The sequence below is a fragment of the Undibacterium sp. Ji83W genome (assembly GCF_049340385.1).
GTDB lineage: Bacteria > Pseudomonadota > Gammaproteobacteria > Burkholderiales > Burkholderiaceae_D > Undibacterium.
Map to the genome: position 1 here is coordinate 67,994 of NZ_JBMPOZ010000024.1, position 25,367 is coordinate 93,360.

Consider the following 25,367-nt stretch of genomic DNA (forward strand, 5'->3'; position numbering starts at 1 on the left):
CTGTAGTGATGTCTGACGTGGTGTCTGACAATGCCGGTCAGGCAATCTCATCCAGTCTTTTTCCAGCCAGTGCACTGCGCACGCTCTGGTCCATGCGGCGGGCGGCAAATTCTTCTGTGCCATCGGCGAGCGCGCTGATGGCTGCATGCAATAGCTGATGATCTTTACCATCCTTCAGCTTGGCGACCTGATCCATCAATGCTTTGATCTGTTCTTGCTCTGCGTCATTGAGCAATTGGGCGTCGCCATTCAAGGCAGATTGGGTCGCCAATAAAATGCGTTCAGCTTCCACCGCTTCTTCACGCAATGCACGTTCTTGCATGTCGGCATCTGCTGATGTGAAAGAATCTTGCAGCATGCGCGTGATTTCATCATCGGCCAGGCCATAGGATGGCTTGACAGTAATCGCTGCCTCTACGCCAGAGCGCAGTTCACGCGCCGAGACAGACAGTAGCCCATCTGCATCCACCTGATAAGTGATACGTATACGTGCAGCGCCAGCGGCCATGGCAGGAATGCCTCGCAGCTCAAAGCGTGCCAGCGAGCGGCATTCACTCACCAGTTCACGTTCGCCTTGTACGACATGGATGGCCATGGCGGTTTGCCCGTCTTTGAAGGTGGTGAACTCTTGCGCACGCGCGCAGGGGATGGTGGAGTTGCGCGGGATGACTTTTTCAGCCAGTCCACCCATGGTTTCCACACCCAGCGACAGCGGGATCACATCCAGCAACAACCAGTCATCACCAGGGGCGCGATTACCAGCCAGCAGATTGGCCTGTATCGCGGCACCGAGTGCCACTACCTTGTCAGGGTCAATATTGGCCAAAGGTGTAGTCTGAAAGAAATCGCCAACAGCCTTGCGTACATGCGGCATGCGCGTCGCACCGCCAACCAGTACCACGCCGTCGATATCATCTACCGTCAGGCTGGCATCGCGCAGGGCTTTGCGGCAAGGTGTGGTAGTTTTCGTTACCAGGTTTTGCGTCATTTCGGCAAATACTGCCGCGCTGATCTGCAAATGTACGGATTCGCCAGAATTGAGTTTTGCATCAATGTAAGTGCTGGGCTTGCTGGACAAAATCTCTTTGGCTTCACGCGCTTTCACCATCAGGGTGCTGGTGTCTTCATCAGACAAAGGTGCCAGTTTGGATTCTTGCAAGATCCAGCAAAACAGGCGGTGATCAAAATCATCGCCGCCCAGGGCAGAGTCGCCGCCGGTAGACAAGACTTCAAATACGCCCTTGCTCATTTTCAAGATGGAGATGTCAAACGTACCACCACCCAGATCATAGACGGCATAGATGCCTTCTGACGAATTGTCCAGACCATAAGCAATTGCCGCAGCGGTAGGTTCATTCAACAAACGCAAGACATTCAGGCCAGCCAGTTTGGCGGCGTCTTTGGTAGCCTGTCTTTGTGCATCATCAAAATAAGCCGGGACGGTAATCACGGCGCCTACCAGGTCATCTCCAAGAGCATCTTCTGCCTGTTGACGCAGGGTGGCCAGAATTTGTGCCGATACTTCTACCGGGCTTTTGATGCCAGCCACAGTCTTGATCTGTACCATGCCGGGTTCATCATGAAAATCGTAAGGTAAATTTTCAGCGTAGGCGATGTCTTTCAGACCGCGGCCCATGAAGCGCTTGACAGAGGCTATCGTATTCCTGGGGTCATTGGTTTGCTCTGCCTGCGCCTTGAAGCCAATATGCGCATGACCATTCGGCAGATAACGTACTACCGAAGGCAGCAGAGGGCGGCCTTCTTCATCATTCAATACTTCAGGGATACTATTGCGTACGGTTGCAACCAGTGAATTGGTAGTGCCCAGATCTATGCCTACTGCCAACCTGTGCTGGTGTGGAGCGGTGGACATGCCAGGTTCGGAAATCTGCAGTAATGCCATGATGAAATGGGGGATGGCTAAGCATCTAAAAAAGGGCAAAACAGCATAGCCGTATTTGCCGGGTTATTCGAAATTACTCTTCGAGCGCAGCGATGTCGGCAATAAATTTTTCCAGAAACATGCAGGTACGAATTTGCAGCGCAGCTTCTTCAAAGTTACCCAGGTCTATCGAGTTGCCAACTGCATGTAATTGCGTTCTTAGTGCGCTGTTCAGTTCGCGCTCCAGACGTAGCAAGGCAGCTTCGTTATTATCCTGACGTGCGTCATCAAAGGATTCGCGCCATTCCATCTGCTGCATTAAAAATGCGCCGGGCATGGAAGTGTTGGATTCTGTCTGTAAATCCACACCCTGCAATTCACAAAGATAACGTGCGCGTTTCAGCGGCTTTTTCAGTGTCTGATAAGCTTCATTGGCCCTGGTTGCCCATTGCATGGCGACACGTTTTTCAGCTTCGCTGGCTTGCACGAACTTGTCCGGGTGCACCTGGTTTTGCACCTCGCGGTAAGCTGCATCCAATTGTCCCTGATCAAGTGCAAACTGCTGCGGCAACTGAAACAGCTCAAAATGATTCTGCATCTGCGCCAGCCTTAAATCCTGAAACTTTCGCCACAGCCACATTCGTCTTTGACGTTGGGGTTGTAGAATTTAAAGCCTTCGTTCAGGCCTTCGCGGGCAAAATCCAGCTCGGTGCCATCAATATAGGGCAAGCTCTTAGGATCAACAAATACCTTGACGCCATGTGATTCAAAAATCTGGTCGTCATTGCCGACTTCATCCACATACTCAAGCTTGTAAGCCATGCCCGAGCAGCCAGTTGTACGTACCCCAAAGCGCAGGCCTATGCCTTTGCCGCGACGTTCCATATAACGGGTCACATGTTTTGCTGCTTTTTCTGTGAGTGTGATAGCCATATTTATTCCAGTTTTTTGCTACTAAACTTTTGTTGCCGGTTTTCTTGAAGCGAATCTTGAAACTAATTTCAGGCGCTTTGTTCAGCGCTGTGCTTGTTTTTGTAATCCAGCACAGCAGCCTTGATCGCATCTTCTGCCAGAATGGAGCAGTGGATCTTGACTGGTGGCAATGCCAGTTCTTCAGCAATTGCCGTGTTCTTGATTTCCAAAGCCTGATCCAGTGTCTTGCCCTTGACCCATTCAGTTACCAGGGAAGAAGAGGCAATCGCAGAGCCGCAACCATAAGTCTTGAATTTTGCATCCTGGATGACGCCATCAGCGCCGACCTTGATTTGTAATTTCATGACGTCGCCGCAAGCAGGTGCGCCGACCATGCCGGTACCTACCGTATCGTCGCCTTTTTCAAAAGCGCCGACATTGCGTGGGTTTTCGTAGTGATCTAAAACTTTTTCAGAATAAGCCATTTTGATGCTCCTTAATATGCTTCAAATACCTTGTTTCAAATGCGTTTTTAAATACGCATTCAATATTGAATTAATGCGCAGCCCACTGGATAGTGGAGATATCGATACCGTCCTTGTACATATCCCAGAGAGGTGACAATTCACGCAGCTTGGCAACCTTGGTCTTCAACAGGTCTATCGTAAAGTCGATATCTTCTTCTGTCGTGAAACGACCGATGGTGAAACGTATCGAGCTGTGTGCCAGTTCATCGCTACGACCCAGTGCGCGCAATACATAAGAAGGTTCCAGGCTGGCAGAGGTACAGGCAGAACCGGACGATACTGCGATATCCTTGATCGCCATGATCAGGGATTCGCCTTCAACATAGTTGAAGCTGACATTCAGGTTGTGGGGTACACGGTGTTCCATGTCGCCATTGACATAGGTTTCTTCAATTTCTTGCAAGCCTTTTGCCAGACGGTCACGCATGGTGCGTACATGCGCCAGTTCGCTATCCATTTCTTCCTTGGCGATACGGAAAGCCTCACCCATGCCAGCAATTTGATGCGTAGCCAGTGTACCAGAACGGAAACCGCGTTCATGGCCGCCACCGTGCATCTGTGCTTCCAGACGTACACGTGGTTTGCGACGTATGTACAGCGCGCCTATGCCTTTCGGGCCATAGGATTTGTGGGCAGAGAAAGAGACCAGATCAACCTTGGTATTTTCCAGATCGATATGTACCTTGCCAGTTGCCTGGGCTGCATCGGAATGGAACACGATGCCTTTTTCACGGCATAGTTCACCAATTTCAGCGATAGGCTGGATGACGCCAATCTCATTATTGACCCACATGACGGAAACCAGAATGGTGTCTGGACGGATAGCTGCTTTCAACTGCTCTACTGTAATCAGGCCATTGTCGCCAGGTTGCAGGTAAGTAGCTTCAAAGCCCTGACGTTCCAGTTCACGCACGGTATCCAGCACAGCCTTGTGCTCGGTTTTGACCGTGATGATGTGTTTGCCCTTGGCCTTGTAGAAGTTTGCAGCACCTTTGAGTGCCAGGTTATTGCTTTCTGTCGCGCCGGAAGTCCAGATAATTTCACGCGGATCAGCATTGACCAGGTCAGCCACTTGCGCGCGCGCATCTTCTACGGCTTTTTCTGCATCCCAGCCATACATATGGCTGCGTGATGCAGGATTGCCGTATTGCGCACGCAAGAAGGGAATCATCTTGTCCGCAACACGTGGGTCAACCGGCGTTGTCGCCGAATAATCCATGTAAATAGGGAAATGCGGTGACTTCAGTGTATCCAGCAGGTTTTTTTCCAAAGGGGCGTTCATTCAAAACTCCAAATATTCAAGAGGCAATGTGGCTGGCATGCGAGTGGTGCATGACGACTACATGGTTTTCTGATGCTTTTTGTCTTTGCTGATTGACTAAATCCTGGAGCGAAACAGAATCCAGGTAATCGACCATTTTGGCGTTCAGCGTCGCCCACAGGTCGTGCGTCATGCAGTGCAGGCCATTTTCATGGTCGCTGCCATGACAATTGCCTTTGCCACCGCATTGTGTTGCATCAAGAGGCTCATCAACGGCGATGATAATATCGGCAACGGTGACATTTTGTGCCTTGCGGGCAAGATTATAGCCGCCGCCAGGTCCACGCACGGATTCAACGATTTCATGGCGACGCAGTTTCCCAAACAATTGCTCAAGATAGGACAGGGAGATGTCCTGGCGCTGGCTAATGCCGGCCAAAGTCACTGGTCCCTTATCCTGGCGCAAGGCCAGGTCTATCATTGCCGTCACGGCAAAACGTCCTTTGGTGGTCAGTCGCATATGTTACTCCGGGGATACTCCACGCAAGAAAAAGCCGAATGCCCTGAGTTGTTGAGCATTTTAGTCAAGTATAGCAAACTTGAGTAATCTTGTCAGGAATAGGCTTATAGTGAGGAGGGGGATGCCAGGTGAGCTTTGCGTTCGGCGGTGTAGTGCCACCAGGCCAGAGGTGGCTCGCCATCCATGAATTTTACTATGGAAATGAAAACGTCGTAGACACAGGGGTCATGCCTGACTTTGGTCCCGGCACAAAGTTCATCGTACATCTGGTAAGGATTGCGCCCTTTTAATTGCTGAGGATCAGTAATGCCCAGTACATGTAAGTCGGCAACCGTTGCCTTGCCGACGTTTGGCAATTGTTCCAATTGACTGATGTCAGTGCAAGTAAGTGCTTTTTTCATAAATCTTTTGCTGCTCCTGCCAAGCGATTTCCTAATTAAGAAATTGTAAGGCGAATTCTCGACGCTATAAAGTCAAAGACCGCCAAAAGGCGGTCTTCTTAAAACTAATCAATTTGATCTGGATCACATATCAAATCAAATATCAAAGCTGATACCTTGTGCCAATGGCAATGAGTTGCTGTAATTGAAGGTATTTGTAGTGCGACGCATATAGGCTTTCCATGCATCGGAACCAGATTCACGGCCACCGCCAGTTTCTTTCTCTCCACCAAATGCGCCACCAATTTCTGCGCCTGAAGGGCCGATGTTGACATTGGCTATACCGCAGTCACTGCCAGCAGCAGAGACAAAGGTCTCGGCTTCACGCAGGTCGGTTGTGAATATCGAAGATGACAAGCCTTGCGGCACTTCATTATTCAAGTTGATGGCTTGCTGCAAATCGCTGTAACGTACGATGTACATGATGGGCGCAAATGTTTCATGGTGCATGGACGCCGTCTGGCATGGCATTTCTACCAGCGCCGGGCTGACGTAAAAGCCGTCTTCATTGCCCGCAACTACGGTGCGTTCGCCGCCAAACACTTGACCTTGCTCGGATTTCGCGATAGCCAGTGCACTTTGCATGGCATCAAAAGAACCTGCATCAATCAATGGGCCGACCAGAGTCGTTTTCTCGAGAGGATTGCCGACTGGCAGACCTGCATAGATTTTCTTCAGGCGCGGCACCAGCGTGTCATAAATACTGTCATGCACGAACAGGCGGCGCAATGTAGTACAGCGTTGTCCAGCCGTACCGACCGCTGAAAAAGTGATGGCACGAACAGCCATTTCCAGGTCCGCACTAGGCGCAACGATCATGGCGTTATTGCCACCCAGCTCAAGGATGGTACGAGTCAAACGCTTGGCGCAGACTTCAGCAACCTGGCGGCCCATACGGGTGCTGCCAGTGGCGCTGACCAGGGCGACGCGCTTGTCTTCTACCATTTGTGCGCCAGTATCGCGTCCACCTATGATCAGTTCTGCCAGGCCTGTCGGAGCATCGCTGCCAAAGCGGGCAACTGCCTTCATGAACAGGGCATGGGTAGCGATGGCTGTCAACGGGGTTTTTTCAGACGGTTTCCAGGTCACGCTATTGCCGCAAACAAAAGCCAGTGCTGCATTCCATGCCCAGACCGCGACCGGGAAATTGAAGGCAGAAATCACGCCGACTACACCTATAGGGTGCCATTGTTCCATCATGCGATGGCCAGGGCGCTCAGACGCAATAGTCAGGCCATACAACTGGCGCGACAGGCCAACTGCGAAATCGCAGATATCGATCATTTCCTGTACTTCGCCCAAGCCCTCTTGCAGGATTTTGCCTGCTTCCAGTGTCACCAATTGGCCCAGTGCCAGCTTATGAGTGCGCAATTCTTCACCGAACAGACGCACCAATTCACCGCGGCGCGGTGCCGGTACATTACGCCATTGCAAAAATGCAGCATGGGCGCGGTCTACGCGTTGTTTGACTTCTGCCGCAGTGTCAGCGCGCAGGCTGGCCAGGTTTTTGCCATCTATAGGGGAGATGCTGTGTATGTCGCTACCCTGATAATCGCTTAAATTGATATCAAGCTCTTTCAGGATTGCTTGCAAAGTGGTGTTTTCCATCTTGTTTGCCTCGGTACGTTTTTAGCAAATACAGGCTTTCTTTTGGAAAGCCTGTATTTAAGCAGTTTATTGGGTAGGCTCAATGCCGTGGCCGTATTGTAGCTCTGCCAGTGATCTTGTGCCCAGTTCAGTAATGCCAGCTGACTACGCGGCGTAGTATTGACCAAAGCGATTTGCCAAAAAGTCTGACAGATCCGCTTGTTCCTGACGTACCAGGCCATGCTGTGGCAATTTGCCAGTGACCACCAGGTCAACCATGGCGCAAATGCCAGAGGCAGTTGTCAACTGTATGGCCGACAACAATTGGCCATTGACTTTTTGCGCATAGATTTTCTTGGCATAGGATTCTTGCTCCAGACGACCATCACGCATGCCGACAACGCTGACAAAGACCAGCACCACATCCTGTTTGGTCATAGGGATAGCGGTTTCCATGACTTCTTTCAAGATAGGGCGGCGCTCCAGTTTGCCCAGTTGCAGGTCGCGTATCAAGACTTTGACGATGTCGCGGTGACCAGGGTAGCGCACGGTCTTGTAATTCAGGTTTTGTACCTTGCCTTCCAGGCTTTCGCACAAAGTGCCCAGGCCGCCGGAAGTATTGAAGGCTTCGTAGTCTATGCCATCCAGGGAGAAATGCTCGATTTCTTCGAGAGCTGCAGTTTCACGCAATTCGCCATCAACTATGGCTTCGCAAGGATTGCAATATTCATTGATCAGACCGTCAGTGCTCCAGGTTAGATTGTATTTCAGTGCATTATTCGGGAAGGTGGGCAGGGCGCCAACGCGCATGCTGACATCGCGCAGGGTTTCAAAACGCTTGGCAACATCATTGGCCACGATAGAGATAAAGCCTGGTGCCAGGCCGCATTGTGGCACGAAGGCACAATCTGCGCCTTCGGCCAACTGCTTGACGATGCGTGTGCTTTCCACGTCTTCAGTCAAATCAAAATAATGGGAATTTGCTTCACGCGCTGCACCAGCGATGATGGGCGTCAAAAAGTAAGGGCAGGCAGACATGGTGACTTTGTGACCACGTATCAATTCTGTGACTGCCGCTTTATCGCCCAGGTCGGCTTGTACGATGCGGGTATTCGGGAAGCCGGCTTGCTCTACATATTTCAGGCGTTCCGGGTCACGGTCTGCAACTGTGATTTCATAATCGCCAGTATGGGACAGCAAATTGAGAATAGCATCACCGATTTTGCCTGCACCCAGAAGTATTAGTTTGGTTGTCATGTTTGTCTCCAGTATATGTTTGTGTTGTAAATGAGTTGTGAATGGAAATGCAAGATTGATACTGAAGTCTAGGCCGAAGTTTTGTCAGTTAATAGCAGCAAAGTTATCGTCATATTGTGTATTTGCGAGATAATATGTCTAAATAATTGGACAATATGACGATATGAAACCTGATCTTGATGAGATAGATGACAAAATCCTGGCCTTGCTGATGGATAACGCACGCCTGCCAGTCACCAGCATTGCCAAATCGGTAGGCATAGCGCGGACCACGGTAATCGCCCGTATTGCAGCGTTGGAGAAGCGCGGTGTCATAGCCGGTTACGGCTTAAAGCTGAACCAGAAAATGGTGCAGCCTGCTGTCAGGGCTTATGTTGGTTTGTCGGTAGAAGCGCGATATGCAGCTGGCTTGATCAAATACCTGCAGCAATTGCCCGAGACTGAGACCTTATGCGCAGTCAGTGGTGCCATTGACTATATGCTGACACTGCGGTGTGGCAATACAGAAACTTTGGATAAATTGCTGGATCAGATAGGTGCACTCGATGGTGTCAGGCAGACTTCAACATCGGTCATACTGAGTAAAAGAATAGACCGCGGAGCGCTGTAGGGATGGAGAGATACCCGAATAAGGCAATATTCGGGATGACGGAAGCGGGATTAAGTGCTGCTGGCCGACTTGGCTTGTGATTTTTTATCTTCTGAAGCAGTCTTTTTAGCCGCCGCAGGTACTGGTTGCGGATTGTCAGTAAAGCGCTGATTCGATTGCTGCAGTATTTGTAAATGCACGGATGCGCGATCAACTCCGCTTCTGTCCAGTTGCAGTGGGGCTGGGCTTGCCGATGTTTGCGCTGGCGCTTCTTGCATCACTTCTGTTGTCTTGTCCTGATCTTCATTCTGGGTAGGAATGGACGGATCGAACATAAAATCTTGTGAAAAGGCAATGCCAGCCAACAAGGTGGAAGACAGCACGCACAAGAAAATAGATTTTTTTAACATGATTGCCTGCAAATTAATAAGTGCTGCGGGTGTCAAAACCATTATCACTACAAACACTCAATAAGCCGTGAGTGAGCTTTACGCTAATTTTTGCAAAAGTAAATCTTTTGGATAGGAAATTTTAAACAAGCAATTGCGGTTTTTTATGTACACGCACTTTTGCCTGTTGGGTTTGTCTGTCTTGCTGGTCAAGTGCGAATTTTTCTTCAGTGCTGAGGCGTTTTGCAGCAATGAAGACAGTTTGCATCGTATTACCAGCTTGTTCGACGTCAAAAGCTATCTTTTGTTGTTCTGTCAGTCTTTGCGCTGTTATTGTGACTGTGGAGATGCTTGTTTTTTCAGTAAGTTTATTAATATATGTAGCCACTGGCACTATGGTAGCAGCAAATGCAAAAATGGTTAAGAGTGTTAAATTGGTTTTCTTGACGATATTCATTTTTTTCTCCCTGATTCTTCATGTGGTCTTGCGATATAAGCACTTTAAGCAAGTTGCCCTGTGCTTGCCATGCGTTTGCGATGAAATGCAGAAAGCAGGGGACGAAATTCAAGAATTGAAACATGAGCAGTGAAGCCCGTCCTAAAAAAGGCAGGCGATTTTTGCAATTTTATGCAGGTGTGAGGGATACTGTAGCTCTGTCAGGAAATAGGGGCTTGGAGCCGGCATGCTAGCAAAACAGAATATAAAACAGTTTTTATTGATACTCGGCATTTGGCCAGTATTTGCCCATGCCCAGTTGCAAGCCTGGGGTGATTACCCAGCCTTACCCAGACAGGCGGCGACTGGGCAAACTGAAGCGGTGGCTGACCCATACCGTTTTCTGGAATCCTTAAGTGACACTCAAGTCCGTGCCTGGATGAAGAAGCAGACTGATTTTGGCAACGCCGTTCTGGCACGCATCAGCGGGCGCGATGCCTTGCTGAAGCGCCTCAAGGTTTTACAAAGTACAGAATTTGGTGAAGGCAGGTTGATCGAGGTGCGTGGCATGCAGTTTTTTACCCGTACTACAGCTGATAATCGGCAACAGTTATTCATGCGTAACGCCGCCACGAATGCCGAACGCCTGCTGCTACTGACAGAAGCAGGACAGGGCATAGGATTTTTTACGCCTTCTCTGGATGGCAGTCATGTCGCTGTCGATTTGTTGAATAGCGGACGGCAGCGGCACAGTCTGCGTATTATCAAGACTACTGACGCAAGCATGCTCAAGGACAATCTGGATAATATTGCTGCTGACAGCAAGGAAATTGCCTGGAAACCTGATTCGACCGCGATTTACTATCGCAAGTCCCCAGTCAAGCCAGGCGCAGATCGTGGCGCGGTCTGGCAGCATGTGCTGGGAAGCAAGCTGGAAACAGATTTGCCACTCATAGGTCCGGGTGTCAGCAAGAGCCGGCGGTTTGCTGCCAGCGATGTGGTGTCGATTAAAAGCAGCATGAATTCTCCTTATCTGTTGGCCGAGGTTCAGCACGGGCAAAGTCAGGATCGCAGCTTGTATCTGGTCAAGCAAGATCAGCTAAAGGGTGCGGCAACTGCCTGGCAACGACTGGCTGGTCCAACAGACAAACTCAGGAATGTCTGGCTGGCAGGTGAGCAGTTCTATCTGCTATCAGCAAAAAAGAAAAGCACAGGAGCAATCCTGAAGCTGGATTTAAAAACGCCACAGTTGAGTGCTGCGAAGGAAGTGGTACCAGCTACGAGCGATGAGTTGTTGAGTATGGCAGTGGCAAAAAATGCGCTGTATATGCATGTGGCAGAAGCTGGTTATAGCAAGCTCATCAAAACTGAGCTGGATGGCAGCAAAAAGGAAGAGCTGACTTTGCCTTATTCTGGTCGTATCAGTGAATTGAATGCGGATATAGACACCGATGGTGCTTTGTTTATATTGGAGGCGGCGAATGCTGCACCCTTGTCTTATCGAGCTCTGGCAGGTGGGCAAGTCAAAAATGTAGAAGTTTTCCGTTCGCCGCAAGTTGGTTTTCATCGCATCGCCAGCAAAAACCTGAGCATCACCAAACCGGGCAGCAATAAACAAATTGCACTGACACTCTTATATCCGCAAGGCATGGAGCTCGATGGTAAGCATCCCTTATTGCTGACGATGGAAACTGGTACGGGTTTGTCGAAGTTGGCGAAATTCGACGCCTTGCGCCTGGCCTGGCTGGAGCAGGACGCTGTGATGGCGATAGTCTATGTCCCTGCAAATGAGAGTCTCAAGCAAAAAAGCGCTAACGATGGGCTTGATGAATTTCTTACGGCGGCAGATTATCTGGTCAGTGAAGGCTATACCAGTTCCGGGAAACTGGTCACGCAAGAGTCTGGCCCGGGTAAGCGCTGGCTGGCACAAGCAATCAGCCAGCGTCCAGAATTATTTGCTGCGATACAAAGTGCAGCTTTGCAGTCTGAGTCAACAGGCAATGGTAAATCCAAAAAAATGACTGCGGCAGACAAGGCCAGGCTTGTAAACGGCAATCCCTATCTTAGCTTGCGCGATGGTCAGTCTTATCCTGCTGCCCTGATCTCTGCACGTTTTGGTGTTGCTGATACACCGATCTGGATGAGCAGCAAATTTGTCGCACGCTTGCAGGCAGCAAATGTGATTAAGTCCAAACCAGCATTATTCCGTACTGATTTCGCGAATGCCTGGAAGGCGGATGTCCTGGCTGAGCAGGCAGACAACTGGGCATTCCTGCTTTGGCAGGCGGGGCAAAAGGGCTTTTCTTTGCAGCCCTGATATAGAGCTGCCGTCAATTACTAATTATAGTTTGTCCACATTTCTCAAATGTCACTCTGAGGCCACACTTGGGGTGAATTTTTTTGTCTATTTCTTATTTATTGTATTATATATAATTAAATTAATAAAATAGCAAATGTGTGGACTATGGATTCCTTGCTTTTCCCCAAACCCCTGTTCTGTGTTTTTGCCCTATCTCTTTCCGGCCTCGCTGATCAGGCCGGTGCTGCTACTGAAATCATCATCAGTCCTCCAGTGGAAATCATAGGCATCACCGCCTTGCCTGGCACGGGCTTAAATAAGGAGCAAATCCCGGCCGCTGTGCAAACTGCCAATAGCAAAGATATGGAGAAAAGCGGAGCGCTGAATATTTCTGATTTCTTTAACCGCTATCTGGGCAGCGTGCATGTCAATGATGTGCAGGGCAATCCCTTCATGAATGATGTGAACTACCGTGGCTACACCGCATCGCCATTATTGGGTACACCACAAGGATTATCTGTTTATCTGGATGGCGTGCGTATGAATCAGCCATTTGGCGATGTGGTGATGTGGGATTTGATTCCAAAATCAGCTATTTCTTCCGTGACGCTGATATCGGGAGCAAACCCTTTATTCGGCCTCAATACACTTGGTGGTGCTTTATCGCTGCAAACCAAAGATGGCGGGCATGATGCCGGAACTTCGCTGGAGCTAGGCGCAGGTTCGTACGCACGCCGCAATCTCAGTATTGAGCATGGCGGCGCAAATCAGCAAGGCCTGGACTGGTACTTTACTGCTAATAAATATCGGGAAGATGGTTGGCGGGATGCCTCTCCATCAAAACTCAGGCAATTCTTTGGCAAGCTGGGCTGGCATGACAGCAAAAGCGAACTCAAGCTTGGCTATGCATGGGCCAGCAGTGAGATGACAGGTAATGGGTCGCAGGAACAACAGTTGCTGGATAATCGCTATGCAAGCGTGTTCACACTACCAGATGTGACAAAAAACCGGGCCAGTTTCATCAATCTGGAAGCCAGAACAAATCTCGGTGACAAGTTGCAGTTATCCGGAAATGCCTACTACCGCAATACCCATACTGCCACCATGAATGGTGACCTGAATGAGGAAGCCCTGGGTGAATCCCTGTATTACACCGGACAAACGGCTGACAAGAACTGGCTGCAGGCGCATGCTTATAATCCGGTGATTGAAAGTAGCAACAGCAGGACCAGCTCTGCTTTCTCCTTTCCTAGTCTGCGCTGTATTGCCCAGGCGGGTACGAATACTGAGCCCAATGAAAAATGCACAGGCATTATTACCAATACCAACACCCGCCAGCAAAATTATGGTCTTAGTGCGCAATTGAGTTCACTAACCAAGGCACCTGGATATAGTAACCAGATGGTCTTCGGTGCTGCTTATGATGCCAGTCGCACCAGCTTTAATCAGGCCAGCCAGTTTGGCTATCTGAACCCTGATCGCAGCATCACCGCTGTCAATGCTTATGCAGATGGTACACAGAATTCTGAAAATGCTTTTGACCAGCGCGTCAATCTGGATGGGCAAACAAGGACCTGGAGCCTGTTTGGCAGCGACACCCTGACGTTGGCAGATGCCTGGCATTTGACGATGTCAGCCCGTTACAATAACACCAGCCTCAAAAATACTGACCGACTTTACCCCTATAACAACGCCACGACCAAGGGTGCTCAACGTGGTTCCCTGGATGGGGATCATGTTTTCAGGCGGTTTAATCCGGCTGTCGGTGTCAGCTATGTGGCAAATCCCGCCATGAATATCTATGGAGGTTATAGCGAGAGCAGCAGGGCGCCAACCTCCATAGAGCTGGGTTGTGCTGACCCTGACTTTGGCTGCCGCTTGCCAAATTCCATGGCGGGTGACCCGGCATTGAAGCAGGTGATTTCCAAAACCTGGGAAGCTGGCCTGCGTGGTAAGTTGCCTGGCAAGATAGTATGGAATGCAGGTGTTTTCAGGGGCATCAACGAAGATGACATCCTGTTCGTGGCCAATTCTGCCGCGACTGGCTACTTCAAGAACTTTGGACAAACCAGACGGCAGGGCTTTGAGGGAGGTGTTGCGAGCAGCCAGGATAATTTCAGTTATGGGTTGAATTACACCTGGATGAAAGCAAGCTACCAGAGTACAGATATCCTGGGTTCGCAAAATAACAGCCTGGCAAATGCCAATGCCAATATCAGCGTTAAGCCTGGTGACTTGATACCACTGATCCCTCAACAAATTTTTAAAGCTCATGCAAATTATGAATTCAATGCACAAACCTCGGCCGGCATTGAAGTGTTGGGTGTAGGCAAGAGTTTTGTGCGAGGCAATGAAAACAATGCCCATGTACCTGATGGCCTGAAAAATTTTGGCTCGGGTAATATGCCGGGGTATGCAGTCGTCAGCCTGTCTGCGAGCTATAGACCAAACCCGCAATGGAAATTCTCTGTCAATGTCAGCAATCTGTTTGATCAGCGTTATTACACGGCTGGACAGCTTGGCCCTTATGCAATCGCAGCTAATGGCGGTTACAGTAATTCTGACAGCAAGGGGACGACTTTCTATACCCCCAGTGCGCCACGCATGATATGGCTGGGTGTGCGTTACAGTTTTGGAGCTAAGGGCAAGGAATGAAGCACTGGTGCAGTGCTTCATTTGACTTTGAGATATCAGCAGGCTGCGTAGTTGACGGTGACTACATGCACTGCCAGGCCACCCAATGAAGTTTCCTTGTATTTGGCCTGCATGTCGAAACCGGTCGCACGCATGGTTTCTATCACGTCATCCAGGCTGACATGATGTGTGCCATCGCTGCGCAAAGATAGTGACGCAGCCGTAATGGCCTTGACTGCTCCCATGCCATTGCGTTCTATGCAGGGGATTTGCACCAGGCCGCCGATAGGGTCGCAAGTCATACCGAGGTGATGTTCTATGCCAATTTCAGCGGCTGATTCGATTTGCTCATTGGTGCCGCCCAATGCAGCGGTCAGGCCAGCAGCAGCCATGGCGCATGCTACGCCGACTTCACCCTGACAACCAATTTCAGCACCAGAAATGGAGGCATTGGTTTTGCATAGCATGCCTATGGCAGACGCTGCCAGCATGAAATTGCGTATGCCCTGTTCTGGATGGCTGGGTTTGCAGTCTTCTGCGTAATAGCGCAACACCGCCGGGATAATGCCAGCTGCGCCATTGGTAGGAGCAGTGACGACACGGCCACCAGCAGCATTTTCTTCATTCACTGCCATGGCATACAGGCTGACACGGTGCAGGCCATCATGCGGCAATACGTCAGCAGTTTCATTGGCCGCGCGCCATAATTTGGCAGCGCGGCGCTTGACGTGCAAGCCACCAGGCAATTCACCGGATGTTTGCAAGCCGCGTGAGATGCAGCCTTTCATGACAGACCAGATTTTATCCAGGCCAGCATCCAGTTCTTCATCCGTGCAATATACATTTTCATTAGCGCGCAACATATCCGTGATGGATAGGCCAGTACGCTTGCCATGCGCCAGCAATTCTGCCATGGTCGCGAAAGGATAGGGCAAGGGTTTTTTATCGGTATTCTCAGAGGTATTGGTATTCGCCAGTTCTTCTGCGGAATAAATGAAGCCACCACCGGTAGAGTAATAGATTTTTTCAAAACTGCTGCCATCATTGCGGCTCAGTATGAACTTCATGCCATTCGGGTGGCCAGGCAATACTTCTTGCTTGAACCACAGAATATCTGCGGCTACATCGAACTTGACGGGGTACTCACCCAATAAATTCAATTTTCCTGACGTCGCCAGGTTAGCGAGTTTTTCGTCTACGCTTTCAGGAACCACGTCCTGTGGCGTCTCACCCATCAGGCCTAGCAACACTGCTTTGTCAGTCGCATGTCCATGGCCCGTCAAGGCGAGTGAGCCATACAGCGCTACCTGTATTTTGGATGCTTTGTACAGATCGGCAGATTCAAGTAAAAAACGGCGGGCCGCCAGCATGGGGCCTACCGTATGGGAACTGGACGGACCCACGCCTATTTTAAATAATTCGAATACACGCATGTCCATCAATTCACCTCTTTTTTACTTGTCTCTGATAATTATTTATGCGGCCTGGTTCAATTCCTTCAACTCCTTTTGATCGACACGAATATTCTTCAGCATGTCTTCCACCAGTTGTTGCAGGCCCACTTGTGCTTGCCAGCCCCAGTCTGCTCGCGCTACTGTGTCATCCAGACTCTGTGGCCAGGATGCGGCGATTGCCTGACGGCTGTCAGGCGCGTAGTGTATGTCAAATGCAGGCAAATTTTGTTTGATTGCAAACGCTAATTCCCGTGGATTAAAGCTTAAACCCGCAACATTGTAAGAAGAACGTATAGAAAGTTTGGCCGCTGGCGCATCCATCAATGAAATAGTGGCGCGTATCGCATCTGGCATGTAGATCATGGGCAAACTGGTTTCTGATTCCAGGAAGCATTCATAGGTTTCGCCACGCAGAGCTGAATGGAAGATCGCTATCGCATAGTCAGTGGTGCCGCCGCCCGGGGGTGATTTGTAGCTGATGATGCCTGGGTAACGTATGCTGCGGACATCAACACCATATTTCTGGAAGTAATATTCGCACAGTCGTTCGCCAGCCAGTTTGCTGATGCCATAGATGGTGCTTGGGTCCATCACTGTGTATTGTGGTGTATTGACTGGCGGCGTGTTCGGGCCGAATGCAGCAATCGATGATGGCCAGAATACTTTCAGGGGTTTGCCAGCTTCATTGCGGGTGCGTGCCAGTTCAAGTATGTTGAGCAGGCCATCCATGTTCAAGGTCCAGGCTTTCAACGGCGCTTGTTCACCAGTGGCTGACAGCATGGCTGCCAGTTGGTAAACCTGGGTGATGTCGTATTGAGTGACGACTTGCGCCAGTCTTTCTGTATTTAATACATCAATGACTTCATAGATTTTTGCGCCATACAGGCTCTCTGGCCTGATGTCGGCGGCGATGACGTTATCTGCGCCATGCTGGTTTGCCAGTGCTTCGACCAACTCACTGCCGATCTGGCCATTGGCACCGATCACTAATACTCGTTCCATGGATATCCCTTACTTAATGATGTTTAATTCGCGACCAGCCTGGGCAAATGCAGCCAGGGCAGTATTTAATTGTTCAGTTGTATGTGCGGCGGACAGTTGTACACGCACGCGGGCTTGTCCCATGGGAACTACCGGGTAAAAGAAGCCTGTCACCAGTACACCAAGTTCATACAGGCGTGCAGCAAATTTCTGTGCAACCGGCGCATCAAACAGCATGACGGGAACGACAGGATGGGTACCCGGCTTGATGGTAAAGCCTAAAGCCTCAATTTCACGGCGGAAATGCGCTGTATTCGCGTGCAGACGGTCACGCAGCTCGGTGGAGCTGGACAGGCGTTCCAAAACAGACAGCGAGGCACCGGCTATGGATGGCGCAAGAGTATTCGAGAACAGGTAAGGCCGGGATTTTTGACGCAGGGTGTCGATGACCTCCTTGCGTGCTGCCGTGAAACCGCCCATGGCGCCACCCAGCGCTTTGCCCAAAGTGCCTGTAATAATATCGATACGATCCAGGACATTGTGATGTTCATGGGTGCCGCGACCAGTCGCGCCCATGAAGCCGGATGCATGGCATTCATCTATCATGACCAGTGCATCATATTTGTCAGCCAGGTCACAAATCTTGTCGAGCTGGGCAATCGTGCCATCCATGGAGAACACGCCATCAGTTACGATGATGCGGTGGCGCTTGTCAGCGGCAGCTATCAATTGTTTTTCCAGATCCGCCATGTCGTTATGGCTATAACGGAAACGTGCTGCCTTGCACAGGCGTATGCCATCAATAATGGAAGCGTGATTGAGTGCATCGGAGATGATGGCGTCGTTTTCATCAAACAAGGGTTCAAATACGCCACCATTGGCATCAAATGCTGCTGCGTACAGGATGCAATCTTCAGTGCCGAGAAAGCTGGAGAGTGCTTTTTCCAGCTGCTTGTGCACCGTTTGTGTACCGCAGATAAAGCGTACAGACGACAAACCATAGCCATATTGCTCAGTCGCCGCAATGGATGCCTGCACCATGGATTCATCGCCAGACAAGCCCAGATAATTGTTGGCGCACAAATTGATGAGCTTGCGGCCATCATCGCAAGTGACTTCAGAGCCCTGGCGGGAGGCGATCACGCGCTCTGCCTTGTACAAACCTTGTTCGCGCAAATTGCCCAGATTGCCAGCTAAACTGCTGATGAAGTTTGTTCTGGAAGTGTTCTGACTCATGATGTCCCCTGATTCTGTCGTGTTGCTGTACGGATTGATTATTTGCAGCTAATTGGATGAATTGCTGGCAATTTCATGCTTGCATATCAATGGCACTGTTACACTATTGTTGGAAATTTCTAAAATAATTGAATAATTCAATATCTAGAACTGAAGTTCGATATATCGAATATTAAGCTAGCTTTTTTACTGATGCAAGAGTCTCTATGAAAAAAGTTTTACCCAATACCCCACCAGAAGTGGGCGCGACTTTGCAAAAAATGCGTCTGGAACGTGGCCTGACGCTGGAGGATTTGTCGCGTACGGCTGGCGTGTCAAAGTCCATGCTATCCCAAATAGAAAGAGAAAAGGCTAATCCCACTATAGCCGTTGCGTGGCGATTGGCAAATGCCCTGGGTGTCAGTATCGCGGAGCTATTGTCATCAGAATCACCCAAGCTTGATACGATACGGGTATTGGAATCCCATGAAACACCTACCTTGCCGGGTGAGCATGCAGGCTATATCCTGCGCATACTTGGTCCTATGGAGTTGGCGGGTAAATATGAGTGGTATGAGCTGACCCTGGCACCGGGCGGCGCGCTGGTGTCGAATTCTCATGACCCTGGTGCATCCGAACATTTGACTTTACTGCATGGCAGTATTGAAGTTGAAGTAGATGGCGTGTGTAAAAAGCTGAAACTGGGAGCAACTGCACGTTATAACGCTGATAAGAACCATGCGATACGCAATTTAGGTAAAACCGAGGCCAAGGCTTTGCTGGTAGTTATTCATCGGTAACTAGCAATAGCTATGCTGCGTTATGGATTCTGGTAACATTTGGGCTTAGAAACTTGTTCGCCACGCAATATTTGCCATCTGACTGCAATAATGGTGGTTGCATCAAGCCCAATTGCGTGGAGATTAAGCAGTATGAGTAAGAATGAAACAATTAAAGTTTATGACAGGCCAGCAGGTGGCTGGGGCGCATTGAAAAGCGTTGCCCAGCAAATCATAGAGCAAGGCATACCCGGCAAAGGGGCGTTGACGCTGCTGTCCGCCAATCAACCAGATGGTTTTGACTGCCCGGGTTGTGCCTGGCCAGACGCCGATCACACATCGACCTTTGAATTTTGTGAAAATGGTGCCAAGGCAGTGGCGGCTGAATCGACAGCACGTCGCGCCACGCCAGAATTGATTGCCAGTTTAACGGTCAGCGAGCTGACGGAAAAATCCGATCACTGGCTGGAAGCGCAGGGGCGTTTGACCCACCCCATGCAATATGACCGCCTCAGCGACAAATATAAAGTCATTAGCTGGGATCAGGCTTTTGAGTTGATCGCGACTCGCCTGAATGCCTTGCCAACGCCTGATGATGCAATTTTCTATACCTCAGGCCGTACCAGTAATGAGGCTGCTTTCCTGTACCAGTTATTTGTGCGTGAATTTGGTACCAATAATTTCCCTGATTGTTCAAACATGTGCCATGAGCCTTCTGGCTTTGCCATGCGGGAAGCCATAGGTGTGGGTAAGGGGACGGTATTGCTGTCTGACTTCCAGATTGCTGACGCGATTTTGATTTTTGGGCAAAACCCTGGCACCAATCACCCGCGCATGTTGGGCGAGTTGCGTTCTGCCGCCAAGCGTGGCGCTGCCATTGTCTCTTTCAATCCCTTGCGTGAGCGCGGCCTGGAAAAATTCCAGAACCCGCAAAATGCGCTGGATATGCTGACAGATCAGTCTTCGACTATTTCATCTGATTATTTCCAGTTGAAAATTGGCGGGGATCTGGCAACCGTCAAAGGCATGATCAAATGTGTACTGGAAGCGGATCAACTGGCTCAGGTAGAAGGGCGCGCCAGAGTCATTGATGCAGAATTCATCGCTGAGCACACGGCCAATTTTGAGCAGTTTGCTACCGAGGCGCTGGCAGAATCATGGGATGTCATTATCCGCGAGTCCGGCCTCGACAGGGCGCAGATACAACGTGCAGCAGATACTTATATGGGCGCTGGTAAGGTCATCGCCTGCTGGGGCATGGGCATCACCCAGCACAAGCATTCTGTGGCAACCATACAGATGATAGTTAATCTGCTGCTCTTGCGTGGCAATATCGGTCGCCCTGGTGCGGGCCCATGTCCAGTGCGTGGTCACAGTAATGTGCAGGGCGACCGCACCATGGGCATCATAGAAAAACCGAAGCAGGCATTTCTAGAGCGCTTAGGGCAGGTATTTGATTTTACGCCGCCGCAAAAACATGGTCATGATACCGTGGGTGCTATTGAGGCCATGTTGGGTGAGGGCGGTAAGGTGTTTTTTGGCATGGGCGGGAATTTTGCTACTGCGACACCAGATACAGAAGTCACTCACAAAGCCCTGAAAAATTGCGCTTTGACCGTGCATGTCACTACCAAGCTCAACCGTAGTCATTTGATTTGCGGTCATGAAGCGATAATCCTGCCTTGCCTTGGCCGTACGGAAATAGATATTCAAGAGACTGGTCCGCAGGCGGTGACCGTGGAAGATTCCATGAGCATGGTGCATCTATCATCTGGCATCAATCCACCAGCGTCAACAGATTTGCTGTCCGAAGTGGCTATTGTTGCGCGTCTGGCGCAAGCTACCTTGAAAGAGCGCAGTAAGACGCCGTGGGCATGGTTGCTCGCTGACTATAGTCGCATACGTGACAAAATCGCTGCCGTGTTTGATGATTTCGCCGATTTTAATGCACGTGTCAAAGTGCCGGGCGGCTTCCATTTGCGTAATACCGCCGCTGAAAGACTATGGGTAACAGCAACTAACAAAGCTAATTTTAATACTCATGCTGTGCCGGTTGACTTGCCCATACATAAGGCTCGCAAAAGCAGGCAGTCGCCAGTTTTCAATCTGGCCACCATGCGTTCGCATGATCAATACAATACGACCATCTATGGCATGAATGACCGCTACCGTGGCGTATTCGGTGAGCGTCGCGTGCTTTTCATAGCTCAGGAAGATATCAATGCTCTGGGCATGCAGGCAGGTGACTGGGTAGATATGGAAAGCCTGTGTGACGACGGTGTAAAGCGTCAGGCAAAGCGTTTCATGCTGGTGGCCTACAATATTCCCCTGGGTTGTCTGGCAGCCTATTTCCCGGAAACGAATGGCCTGGTAGCTTTATCAAGCTTTGCTGATCACGCACGTACGCCCACATCCAAATCGATACCCGTGATCATTCACGCGCATCAAGTGCAGGTTTAATGCGGGTTTCAATGGAAGCACTTAATTATTCGCAGGATCAACTCAGTCATGCCTTGATGGCAGAACTGGCCCAGCATAAAGAAGCTTTGTCATTGCCACGTCTGTGCAAAAAGCTGGGAGTACGGCAAAGTACTTTGCTGCGTTGCATAGCGTATCTGGGTGAAAAATCTATCGGCCAGCACAAGGGGGCAGGATGGATTCATCTGCAGCAAGATGGTGAACGTAGTTTACTGAGCCTGACTGAAGAAGGGCGGCGGGTTTGCGAATCAACAGCGGACCAGTCTGATGGTGAGCCTGAGATGCAGACAGGCGTCGTAAGTCGCAAGGTACAAAGGCATGCTTTTTCAAACCAGATTGCTGACGAGTTGATAGACCAGATTGCGCAAGAAATACCGATTGCCCTGGTGTATAACGGTATTTCCCATGCAGTCATGCTGGCTACTCCTTTGGATCTGGAAGATTTTGCCCTTGGCTTCAGCTTGTCTGAGGCCATTGTCGACCATGCCAATGAAATCTATGACATGGAATGCCAGTCAAATCCAGAAGTGCAGGGCATAGAGGTGCAAATGCAGGTATCGGCAGCGAGGTTTGCTGCATTAAAAGAGCGTCGCCGTCATCTTGCAGGTAATACTGGTTGCGGTTTATGTGGCAAAGATAGTCTGCAGGCTTTGCAAATGGATATCCCAGCGATCAAAACTAAATCTGTTCAACAATTATCCAAGGCCAGTTTATTAAGAGCACTGGAGGGTTTAAGTTCTTTGCAGTCCATTAATTCACGAACTGGAGCTGTGCATGCCGCTGCCTGGGTCAATATGCAGGGTGAAATTCTGGTGTTGCGTGAAGACGTAGGTCGGCATAATGCTCTGGATAAATTACTTGGTGCTTTGGCAATTGCAAAAGTAAAAACCAAGTTGCAAATTGAAGGTTTCGTCCTGATGAGTAGCAGGCTTAGTTATGAACTGGTACAAAAAGCAGCGCGTGCCAATATTGCCATTTTAGCCGCATTATCGGCACCAACTGCGCTGGCCATTGATCTTGCAGAGCAGGCTGGGATTTGCCTGATCGGCTTTGTACGGCAACATGGTTACGTGGTTTACACGCATCCAGAAAGACTACTGGCCGAATGAAGCAGGGATGAAATTGGATTTTCACCAAATTTACAGAGGTTTTGGGCCTGTAAGAAAGTTATAATAGGAAGAATATTCGTTCTATCCTTCCAATCAATCTTTCTTCATCCTGTCGACTTATGCAATACGCTTCAACACGCGGGCATACCGCAGCACAAAATTTCTCGGAAATTCTCTTAGGTGGCCTGGCTCCCGATGGTGGCCTTTATCTGCCCACAACTTACCCTCAGGTAACTGATGTAGAACTCGATGCGTGGCGCAAACTATCGTATGCCGGGTTGGCGTTTGAAGTTTTGAAAAAATTTGCCACAGATATTCCCGAAGTCGATTTAAGGGCGCTGGCAGAAAAAACTTATACGTCAGATATCTACAAAAATGCCCGCAGCGATGAATCCGCCGCGCAAATTACACCCTTGCGTGTATTGCAAGACAAGGATGGCCGCAAGCTGGTATTGCAAGCCTTGTCGAATGGCCCAACCCTGGCATTCAAGGATATGGCCATGCAATTGCTGGGTAACTTGTTTGAATATACCCTGGCCAAGAATGATGCAGAGTTGAATATCTTTGGTGCCACTTCTGGTGACACTGGCAGTGCTGCTGAATATGCAATGCGTGGCAAGAAGGGCATACGTGTTTTCATGCTGTCTCCGCACAAGAAAATGAGTGCCTTCCAGACTGCCCAGATGTTCAGCCTGCAAGATCCAAATATTTTCAATATCGCTGTCGAAGGCGTGTTTGATGACTGCCAGGACATGGTCAAGGCAGTGTCAAATGACCTGGAATTCAAAAACCGCCAAAAAATAGGTACGGTCAATTCGATTAACTGGGCACGGGTAGTAGCGCAGGTAGTGTATTACTTCCGTGGTTATTTGAGTGCGACGACCAGCAACGAGCAAAAAGTCTCATTCACTGTACCGTCTGGTAATTTCGGTAATATCTGCGCCGGTCATATTGCCCGCATGATGGGTTTGCCTATCGATAAACTGGTCGTGGCGACCAATGAAAACGATGTGCTGGACGAATTTTTCCGCACCGGTATTTATCGCGTACGCAAATCGGCAGAAACCTGGCATACCACCAGCCCATCCATGGATATCTCCAAGGCGTCGAATTTTGAACGTTTTATCTATGACTTGCTGGATAGGGATTCTACCCGTGTTGCTGCCTTGTTCAAAAAAGTTGAAACCGAAGGTGGCTTTGATTTGTCAGGTAAGCCAGGCAGTGATGGCGATGAATTCAACAAGATTGCCAAGTTTGGTTTTGTGTCAGGCAAATCCGTCCATGCAGACCGCTTGCAAACCATACGCCAGGTAGAGAAAGAATTTAACATCACTATTGATACGCATACTGCAGATGGCGTCAAAGTCGCATTTGAGCACCTGCAAGAGGGTGTGCCTATGGTTGTACTGGAAACAGCCTTGCCAGCCAAATTCAATGAAACGATCAAAGAGGCATTGAATCGCGATGCTGAACGCCCGGCTGGCTTTGAAAATATAGAATCGCTGCCGCAACGATTTGAAGTCATGACTGCCGATGTAAATGCGATGAAGGCCTATATCGCAAAAAATACCGGTCTGTAATGAAAGTATTCTGGTCGCAGTATCCAATAAACAAACACCCAATAAAAAAACCGCATCGCGCGGTTTTTTTATTGGGTGTTTATTAAACGCTGGAAAAGCAATTCAATATTACTTATTGCAGCTAATCTTTTGCATGGGAAAATCAATCCCCTTTTCCTGATCTTTCATCTTGCCCTCTATGCGTCCTAGCAAACTGCCGTCTGCATTGAGTTGATAGATTACACGCTGAGGGAATTCAGGCCTGGGGTTTTCAAAAACCACTCTTTGCTTATCTAGTGACAGTAATTGAAAACTGGCTTCTTGTTTACCCGAGGGGAGGGCAGTAAAAACCAGGCTATCTGCATTTTCTTGTATACGCATGAATTCCCATGCGACGGTTTTGGATTTGCGCACTGTACGACCCATGCCCAGCATGGAGCCACCTGCCGGTGCCAGCCAATGTTCTTCCGAACCTGCTTCTGCACCTGCCGCTTGCCAGCAGCCTTGCAGCCATTGCACATCTTGTATGCTATTCGCAGCCCAGCTTGTATTTGCAGATAGTATTGCTACGCCAGCGGCTGCCATTAATTTCAAACGCATGCTTCCTCCCCCTATTGACGGTGATTTGGCTTAGTTATAGTCGTTTATAGTCGTTTAATTTTAGTATATATCTATGAGAAATTTTTATATTTGAAAAAGTATACGGAAATTAAAGTGTGATTATTAAAGGTGCAAATAAAACATGAAATTCGATAGAAATGAAGTAAATATCTGTAACATTGTGAGTTAATGTGACTGGCATCACATTGAAAAATAATGTCACATGCTAATCTGCGTTCGCAAATTAATAAGATCTTCAAATCTATTTAATGCTTGAAATCACTGGATAGTACATTTTTTTAATATTAACAATAATCAAACAGGACACTTAAATGGCCAACACAGCAGCAGACATCCAAAAGCTTTACATCGCCTACTTCAACCGTCCTGCAGACCCAAATGGTCTGACGTACTGGATGGCCCAAGGCCTGACACTGGGTCAAATCGCCGACAGCTTCT

22 protein-coding genes are annotated in these 25,367 nt (G+C 49.4%); 7 read left to right on the forward strand and 15 right to left on the reverse strand.

The genetic code is table 11. From position 1 onward, the window contains the following. Positions 1-37 precede the first annotated feature (37 nt). From hscA to ACO0LD_RS27405, 9 genes are all read right to left on the reverse strand, one after another. On the reverse strand, positions 38-1,903 hold the full coding sequence (gene hscA, locus ACO0LD_RS27365) for a Fe-S protein assembly chaperone HscA (RefSeq protein WP_423011921.1): 1,866 nt from the start codon (positions 1,901-1,903) through the stop codon (positions 38-40). 73 nt (positions 1,904-1,976) lie between these two features. Then, positions 1,977-2,480 carry a Fe-S protein assembly co-chaperone HscB gene (gene hscB, locus ACO0LD_RS27370; protein WP_423011923.1) on the reverse strand — a complete coding sequence of 168 codons (504 nt, stop codon included), beginning with the start codon at positions 2,478-2,480 and terminating at the stop codon, positions 1,977-1,979. Positions 2,481-2,491: 11 nt separating this feature from the next. Next, the gene (gene iscA / locus ACO0LD_RS27375) at positions 2,492-2,815 is read right to left on the reverse strand and encodes an iron-sulfur cluster assembly protein IscA (RefSeq protein WP_110253627.1); all 324 of its coding nucleotides are present in this window, start codon (positions 2,813-2,815) and stop codon (positions 2,492-2,494) included. 68 nt (positions 2,816-2,883) lie between these two features. After that, positions 2,884-3,279, reverse strand: a complete 396-nt coding sequence (iscU, locus tag ACO0LD_RS27380; protein WP_186951509.1) for a Fe-S cluster assembly scaffold IscU — start codon at positions 3,277-3,279, stop codon at positions 2,884-2,886. Between the two features lie 70 nt (positions 3,280-3,349). Beyond that, positions 3,350-4,603: an IscS subfamily cysteine desulfurase gene (locus ACO0LD_RS27385; RefSeq protein WP_423011925.1), complete on the reverse strand. Its 1,254-nt coding sequence runs from the start codon at positions 4,601-4,603 to the stop codon at positions 3,350-3,352. Between the two features lie 16 nt (positions 4,604-4,619). After that, positions 4,620-5,102 carry a Fe-S cluster assembly transcriptional regulator IscR gene (iscR, locus tag ACO0LD_RS27390; RefSeq protein WP_423011927.1) on the reverse strand — a complete coding sequence of 161 codons (483 nt, stop codon included), beginning with the start codon at positions 5,100-5,102 and terminating at the stop codon, positions 4,620-4,622. 104 nt (positions 5,103-5,206) lie between these two features. Beyond that, positions 5,207-5,503, reverse strand: coding sequence for a helix-hairpin-helix domain-containing protein (locus ACO0LD_RS27395; protein ID WP_423011929.1), 297 nt, complete (start codon positions 5,501-5,503; stop codon positions 5,207-5,209). A 135-nt stretch (positions 5,504-5,638) separates the two neighbouring features. Next, positions 5,639-7,150, reverse strand: a complete 1,512-nt coding sequence (locus ACO0LD_RS27400) for an aldehyde dehydrogenase family protein (RefSeq protein WP_423011931.1) — start codon at positions 7,148-7,150, stop codon at positions 5,639-5,641. A gap of 144 nt (positions 7,151-7,294) precedes the next feature. Next, the gene (locus ACO0LD_RS27405) at positions 7,295-8,386 is read right to left on the reverse strand and encodes a saccharopine dehydrogenase C-terminal domain-containing protein (protein ID WP_423011933.1); all 1,092 of its coding nucleotides are present in this window, start codon (positions 8,384-8,386) and stop codon (positions 7,295-7,297) included. Positions 8,387-8,549: 163 nt separating this feature from the next. On the opposite strand from ACO0LD_RS27405, the gene ACO0LD_RS27410 reads away from it, so the two are divergent. Beyond that, positions 8,550-8,996 (forward strand): Lrp/AsnC family transcriptional regulator, encoded by a 447-nt coding sequence (locus ACO0LD_RS27410; RefSeq protein WP_423011935.1) that lies wholly within the window; start codon positions 8,550-8,552, stop codon positions 8,994-8,996. Between the two features lie 50 nt (positions 8,997-9,046). On the opposite strand, the gene ACO0LD_RS27415 is transcribed toward ACO0LD_RS27410, so the two are convergent. Both ACO0LD_RS27415 and ACO0LD_RS27420 read right to left on the reverse strand, forming a co-directional pair. Further along, the gene (locus ACO0LD_RS27415) at positions 9,047-9,385 is read right to left on the reverse strand and encodes a hypothetical protein (RefSeq protein ID WP_423011937.1); all 339 of its coding nucleotides are present in this window, start codon (positions 9,383-9,385) and stop codon (positions 9,047-9,049) included. 121 nt (positions 9,386-9,506) lie between these two features. Beyond that, on the reverse strand, positions 9,507-9,821 hold the full coding sequence (locus ACO0LD_RS27420) for a hypothetical protein (protein ID WP_423011939.1): 315 nt from the start codon (positions 9,819-9,821) through the stop codon (positions 9,507-9,509). Positions 9,822-10,047: 226 nt separating this feature from the next. Between ACO0LD_RS27420 and ACO0LD_RS27425 the strand changes: the two genes are divergently transcribed. Further along, a complete protein-coding gene (locus ACO0LD_RS27425) occupies positions 10,048-12,117 on the forward strand; it encodes a hypothetical protein (RefSeq protein ID WP_423011941.1) in 2,070 nt (689 codons plus the stop codon). Between the two features lie 147 nt (positions 12,118-12,264). Beyond that, positions 12,265-14,754 (forward strand): TonB-dependent receptor, encoded by a 2,490-nt coding sequence (locus ACO0LD_RS27430; protein ID WP_423011943.1) that lies wholly within the window; start codon positions 12,265-12,267, stop codon positions 14,752-14,754. Positions 14,755-14,789: 35 nt separating this feature from the next. On the opposite strand, the gene ACO0LD_RS27435 is transcribed toward ACO0LD_RS27430, so the two are convergent. From ACO0LD_RS27435 to kbl, 3 genes are read right to left on the reverse strand one after another with little or no spacing between them, the layout of a single operon-like run. Further along, on the reverse strand, positions 14,790-16,172 hold the full coding sequence (locus tag ACO0LD_RS27435; RefSeq protein WP_423011945.1) for an L-serine ammonia-lyase: 1,383 nt from the start codon (positions 16,170-16,172) through the stop codon (positions 14,790-14,792). A gap of 36 nt (positions 16,173-16,208) precedes the next feature. Continuing rightward, entirely contained in the window at positions 16,209-17,189 is a 981-nt protein-coding gene (locus ACO0LD_RS27440; protein WP_423011947.1) for an NAD-dependent epimerase/dehydratase family protein, read from the reverse strand. A 9-nt stretch (positions 17,190-17,198) separates the two neighbouring features. Beyond that, positions 17,199-18,404 carry a glycine C-acetyltransferase gene (gene kbl, locus ACO0LD_RS27445; protein ID WP_423011949.1) on the reverse strand — a complete coding sequence of 402 codons (1,206 nt, stop codon included), beginning with the start codon at positions 18,402-18,404 and terminating at the stop codon, positions 17,199-17,201. 206 nt (positions 18,405-18,610) lie between these two features. Between kbl and ACO0LD_RS27450 the strand changes: the two genes are divergently transcribed. The 4 genes from ACO0LD_RS27450 (at position 18,611) to thrC (ending at position 24,329) form a co-directional block, all read left to right on the forward strand. Beyond that, entirely contained in the window at positions 18,611-19,183 is a 573-nt protein-coding gene (locus tag ACO0LD_RS27450; RefSeq protein WP_423011951.1) for a helix-turn-helix domain-containing protein, read from the forward strand. Positions 19,184-19,315: 132 nt separating this feature from the next. Next, positions 19,316-21,622 (forward strand): FdhF/YdeP family oxidoreductase, encoded by a 2,307-nt coding sequence (locus ACO0LD_RS27455; RefSeq protein WP_423011953.1) that lies wholly within the window; start codon positions 19,316-19,318, stop codon positions 21,620-21,622. Positions 21,623-21,633: 11 nt separating this feature from the next. Further along, positions 21,634-22,749: a formate dehydrogenase accessory sulfurtransferase FdhD gene (gene fdhD / locus ACO0LD_RS27460; protein ID WP_423011955.1), complete on the forward strand. Its 1,116-nt coding sequence runs from the start codon at positions 21,634-21,636 to the stop codon at positions 22,747-22,749. Between the two features lie 119 nt (positions 22,750-22,868). Next, complete coding sequence (thrC, locus tag ACO0LD_RS27465; RefSeq protein WP_423011957.1) at positions 22,869-24,329, forward strand: threonine synthase; 1,461 nt, start codon at positions 22,869-22,871, stop codon at positions 24,327-24,329. Between the two features lie 108 nt (positions 24,330-24,437). On the opposite strand, the gene ACO0LD_RS27470 is transcribed toward thrC, so the two are convergent. After that, the gene (locus ACO0LD_RS27470; protein ID WP_423011959.1) at positions 24,438-24,908 is read right to left on the reverse strand and encodes a DUF6265 family protein; all 471 of its coding nucleotides are present in this window, start codon (positions 24,906-24,908) and stop codon (positions 24,438-24,440) included. Positions 24,909-25,367 lie beyond the last annotated feature (459 nt).